This window comes from Dyella sp., from assembly GCF_036746095.1.
Classification (GTDB): Bacteria; Pseudomonadota; Gammaproteobacteria; order Xanthomonadales; family Rhodanobacteraceae; genus Dyella_B.
The window spans coordinates 1-4,737 of the sequence record NZ_DAIOEU010000112.1 but is presented as its reverse complement, the minus strand read 5'-3'; the positions used below and the strand labels follow the sequence as shown (position 1 = coordinate 4,737).

Here is a 4,737-nt window from a genome sequence, read left to right as displayed (position 1 = left end):
GTAGTGCCAGTCTTGCCGGCCACATCAGCACGAATCCCGAAGCGCCGCCGGATATCTGCTCCAGTGCCGCGGCTGACGACATCGCGCATGACATCGACGAGCGTTTGCGCCGCGTCTGCCGCCAATGCCTGTTCCGGCGATGCGTCCGGAAAGTCGGCCAGCACCGTGCCATCACGCCGCTCGATGCGCGTGACCATACGCGGTTCCATGTAAGCACCGCGGTTTGCAATCGTCCCATACGCCGCGACCATTTCCTTGAGGGTAACCGGGCTCGTACCAAGCGCGAGTGATGGCACGGCATCGAGCGGGCTCTCACGCACACCCATCGCTCGCGCAAGGCGCGCGACCTTTTCCGGGCGCTCCCTTTGCATTAGCTGGGCCGTGACGCGGTTGCGCGAATATACGAGCGCGTCGCGCAACGTCATAGGTCGGTTAGTCGCCGGCTCAGCATCTGTAGGCTGCCAGATACCCTGCCCCTTCAACGGAATAGCGACGTTCTGGTCGACGATCGTATCGCTCGGCCGTACGCCGTCTGCGAAGGCCGCGCCGTAGACGAATGGTTTGAAAGTTGAACCCGGCTGACGTCGGGCCTGCTGTACGTGGTCAAACGGCACTTCACTGAAATTTCGACTGCCCACCCATGCCTTGATATTGCCGTTGCGCGGGTCAATCGCGACAAAGCCCGCCTGGATCTGCGTCTTGCTGCGGCACAACGCGCGGACGAACGTCGGGTCCGCGCCGAGCTTCTTGAGTGCAGTCGGATCCGAATGGCCAGCATCCCGTGCGGCGCGGTACTCAGGAGTCTGTCGAATGAATGCCTGGAACAGGTCGCCGCCCGGCCAACAGCCAGTGCGCTCGCTCCATGCACCGCTCGCAATCCACTGCAATTGCTTCGTCTGCCAGTCCAAGGCTTGCGTCGCCATGGCTTGCAAGCGGGAATCAATGGTGGTGCGCACAACCAGACCGTCTGCATAGATGTTGTACCCGTTACGGTCAGCCCATGCGATCAGCCATTTGCGCAGTTGTGCGGAAAAATGCGGTGCGGCGCCGAGGGGCGCGGTCTGCATCTCGAAATCCACGCGCAGCGGTTGTCGTGTCAACCGGTTATAAGCATCTGGTTTGAGCGTCCCATACTTGTTCATTTGCCCCAGTACGGTGTTCCGCCGCTGCAGAGCACGCTCCGGATTCAAGATCGGATTGTAGGTGCTGTTTGCCTTCAGCATGCCAACGAGCGTGGCGCTCTCAAGCACATCGAGCTGGCCGGCCGATTTGCCAAAATAAGTGCGTGCGGCCATCTCCACGCCGAATGCGTTGTACAGAAACGGCACCGTATTCAGGTACGTCTCAAGGATCTGATCCTTGCTATACACCGCTTCGATCTTGAATGCGGTGATCGCTTCCTTCAGTTTGCGCGTGAGGGTCGGCGCACGCCCGATCCCGTCAGGGTACAGATTTCGCGCAAGTTGCTGGGTGATTGTCGATCCACCTTGCCTGTCGCCAGAGAAGGTATGCAGCGCGGCCGACAGGGTCCGTTTCCAGTCGATGCCATGATGCTCGTAGAAGCGGCGGTCTTCCGTTGCGATCAGGGCATCGACCATGTATGGCGAGATCTGTCTGAGCGACACCCACTCGCGATTGACCGGCTTGAATTCAGCAAGCAGCTTGCCATCTGCCGAGACGATCAGGGCTGGCTGATCGACACGGGCCTTTCGGATGTCGCCGATGCTCGGGGTAAAAGGCACGATCACAAGCACGTACAGCAGAAAGACTGCTGGCAATGCGGCAAGCGTCAGGACGATGCCACGTCGCGTTGGGTGTCGTAAGCGATACAGCGCGCTCCGAAGAATGACTCTGGCTTGCGTGAAGGCAATAGCGGCCAGTGGTCGGAGTTGCGCGAGCCACCGCGCGCAAGACTCACGAAACAACAATATATAACGGCGATTCACGGTGGCAAGCGGCTGGCGGAAAGAGCGCGATCGTACCAAAGCGCGACGTCGCCGAACTCGCCCAGGAGCGCCGCGGTGCGCGGCATTTACAGACGATTACATTTGTTTCGCGTTGAGCCACAGTGTGTTACGCGTTGGGCTATGAAAAGTTCTTGTTCCAGAGGAATCGTGGCCACGACTGTATCCTTGCATCCAATTCAACAGCAGCCCTCAGGGCTCGGCGATATCGCCGCGATAGACGATGTGCACCTTGTTGCCATCCGGATCGCGCAGGTAGGCGCCGTAGTACCCCTGGCCGTAGTGCGGACGCAGTCCGGGTTCTCCCTCGCAGTTTCCGCGCTTGGCCAGCCCTGCCATATAGGCGGTGTCGACGGCCGCGTGCGACGGTGCGGCGAAGGCTACCATGCTGCCATTTCCGGCACTGGCCGTATTGCCGTCGAAGGGCAGGTAGATGTAGAACCTTGGCAGCGAGTGTCCGGGGCGAACCCAGCATGCCGCGGGAGGGCCGCCATCCGCTGCTACCACCCGCCGTACCAGGCCGAGGGGGATAAGCACCGCGTCATAGAACGCGGCCGCACGCTCCAGATTGGCGCAACCGACCGTAATGTGGCTGAACATTGGGGTCTCCTTGCGCGCCCTGCTACTTAATCCGGACGCGCCATCACGATCAGCCGGAGGGCCAGCAGCACCAGTACGGTGGCGAGCCCCAACGATTGCAGGCGAGCGAACTTCGGATTCCCATCGAGAAAGCGGCGGACAGCGCCGCTGCCCGCGCCGAGGGCGGCGTGGAACACGATGGCAATCGTGGTCAGCACGGTCCCTAGGATCAGCAATTGCCAGGCGACCGGCCCATGACCCGGCACGACGAATTGCGGGAGAAATACCACGAAGAACAGCAAAGCCTTGGGGTTCAGCAGGCTGTTCAGCATGGCACGCGCGAACACGGCTTTCAGCGTCGCCTGCGACGCGATGGCCCCGCCTGGTGCCGCCGGGGCCTGCACGCACTTGTAGGCCATCCACAAAAGGTACGCGGCCCCGCAAAAGCGAATCACGTCGAAAGCCGCGGGCATGCTGCCGACCACCGCCGCAATGCCGGTTGCGGTCAGTACCGTCAGCACCAGGTCCGCCGCGCCAATGCCCAGCGCCGAAGCCACGCCGCCCATCCAGCCATACGTCGCGCCGTGGGCGACCACGAACATCATATTGGGCCCGGGGGATATCAGCAGAAACATAACCGCCACGGCGAATACAGAAAGGGTTGCTAAATCCGTCATGCCTCTTGCCCGCTGCCTGTTGGTTGAATGCTGATAGAGTAAGACCATCACCTGATACAACCAAAAAATTGTTCTAGATACAACCATGACCAAGGCGCGATACAAGTCGATCATGGATGGGATGGCGGCGCGTATCCACGCGGGCGAACTATTACCGGGCATGCAGTTGCCTACAGTTCGCGCGCTGATGCAGGAGCATCGCGTCGCGCTGGCCACGGCCTTGCGGGTATACGGCGAACTCGAGGCGGTCGGGCTGGTGGCCTGCGAACCCGGTCGCGGCACCTTCGTACGCGATACCTCTCTGCCACGCGGGCTGGGGCTGGAGCAGCAGCCGCTCAAGGCCGGTGCGGTGGACCTGACCTTCAATTACCCCTCTCTGCCGGACCAGGCCGAAATATTGCGGGAGGGCCTGCGCAGCCTGGCCGTGTCGGGTGATCTCGATTCCCTGTTGCATTCGGCGCCCCAGGGCGGTCGGCCGCATGAGCGGCAGACCGTGGCCAGGCATTTGCGGAACCGGGATATCCGCGTCGGCGGCGACCAGATACTGATCGTCAACGGCGCTCAGCAAGGGTTGGCTGTGACCGTCATGGCCCTGTTCAAGCCGGGCGACGTACTGGCAGTCGATGCCCTCACCTATCCCGGCATGAAGGCGCTGGCGCACGCGTACCGGCTGGACCTCGAGCCGCTACCCCAGTCCGCCGGCGGTCCTGACCTTGATGCTCTGGCCGCGCTCTGCAAGCGGCGGCCCGTGCGGGCCATCTACACGATGCCCACGCTGCACAATCCGCTGGGAACGGTCATGTCGGAGCAGGATCGCGCCCGCCTAGCGGCGCTTGCCGACGCGCACGATTTCCTGATCGTCGAGGATGGCGCCTATGCCTTCCTCGCCGAGCCATCGCCAAAGCCCGTGTTCACCCAAGCCCCGCATCGGACCATCTATGTGTCGGGCCTTTCAAAGAGCGTGGCGTCCGGATTGAGGTTTGGATTTGTCGCGGCGCCCCACGCTCACATTCCCGCCCTCGAACAGGCCATTCGCGTATCCACCTGGAACACCCCTTCGCTGACCGTCGCCCTGGCCTGCCGCTGGATCGAAGCGGGTACGGTGGATGCCCTGGAAGACCGCAAGCGCAAAGACGCCAGGCAGCGCCAGGACCTTGCCCGCCAGGTTTTGCAGGGCTACACGGTCATTGCCCACCCTTGTTCCTATTACCTTTGGCTGGAACTCGGCGAAGGCTTGCGCGCCGACCGTGTCGTTGCCGAACTTGAGCGCAAGGGGATATTGGTGGCGACCGCCGAGCCATTTGCCGTAACGCCTCACGTCCCTCACGCATTGCGGGTGGCGCTGGGATCGATTGGGCTGGGAACGCTCCAGCGGGCCCTTTGTGAAATCCGGGAAGTGGTCGGGCAGTAACCGGGCGATCTTCAGGCTTCGTATGGTTGGCGTCAGTCAGGATCAATCACGGCGAAATGCCTTGCGCATCCGTCAGGAGGTGGCGCTTTGCGCTGGTCGCGCGATC

General features: G+C 62.1%; 4 protein-coding genes. 1 reads left to right on the top strand and 3 read right to left on the bottom strand.

The features are described 5' to 3' along the window. The 3 genes from V7M64_RS22135 to V7M64_RS22125 all read right to left on the bottom strand — a co-directional run. A partial coding sequence (locus V7M64_RS22135) for a transglycosylase domain-containing protein (RefSeq protein WP_333682318.1) occupies positions 1-1,946 on the bottom strand: 1,946 nt, incomplete at its 3' end. Between the two features lie 210 nt (positions 1,947-2,156). Then, positions 2,157-2,564: a VOC family protein gene (locus V7M64_RS22130; RefSeq protein WP_333682316.1), complete on the bottom strand. Its 408-nt coding sequence runs from the start codon at positions 2,562-2,564 to the stop codon at positions 2,157-2,159. 26 nt (positions 2,565-2,590) lie between these two features. Beyond that, positions 2,591-3,334 carry a LysE family translocator gene (locus V7M64_RS22125; RefSeq protein WP_333682314.1) on the bottom strand — a complete coding sequence of 248 codons (744 nt, stop codon included), beginning with the start codon at positions 3,332-3,334 and terminating at the stop codon, positions 2,591-2,593. Between V7M64_RS22125 and V7M64_RS22120 the strand changes: the two genes are divergently transcribed. Further along, positions 3,306-4,631 (top strand): PLP-dependent aminotransferase family protein, encoded by a 1,326-nt coding sequence (locus tag V7M64_RS22120; protein WP_333682313.1) that lies wholly within the window; start codon positions 3,306-3,308, stop codon positions 4,629-4,631. The two genes, V7M64_RS22125 and V7M64_RS22120, sit on opposite strands and share 29 nt — an antisense overlap. Positions 4,632-4,737 lie beyond the last annotated feature (106 nt).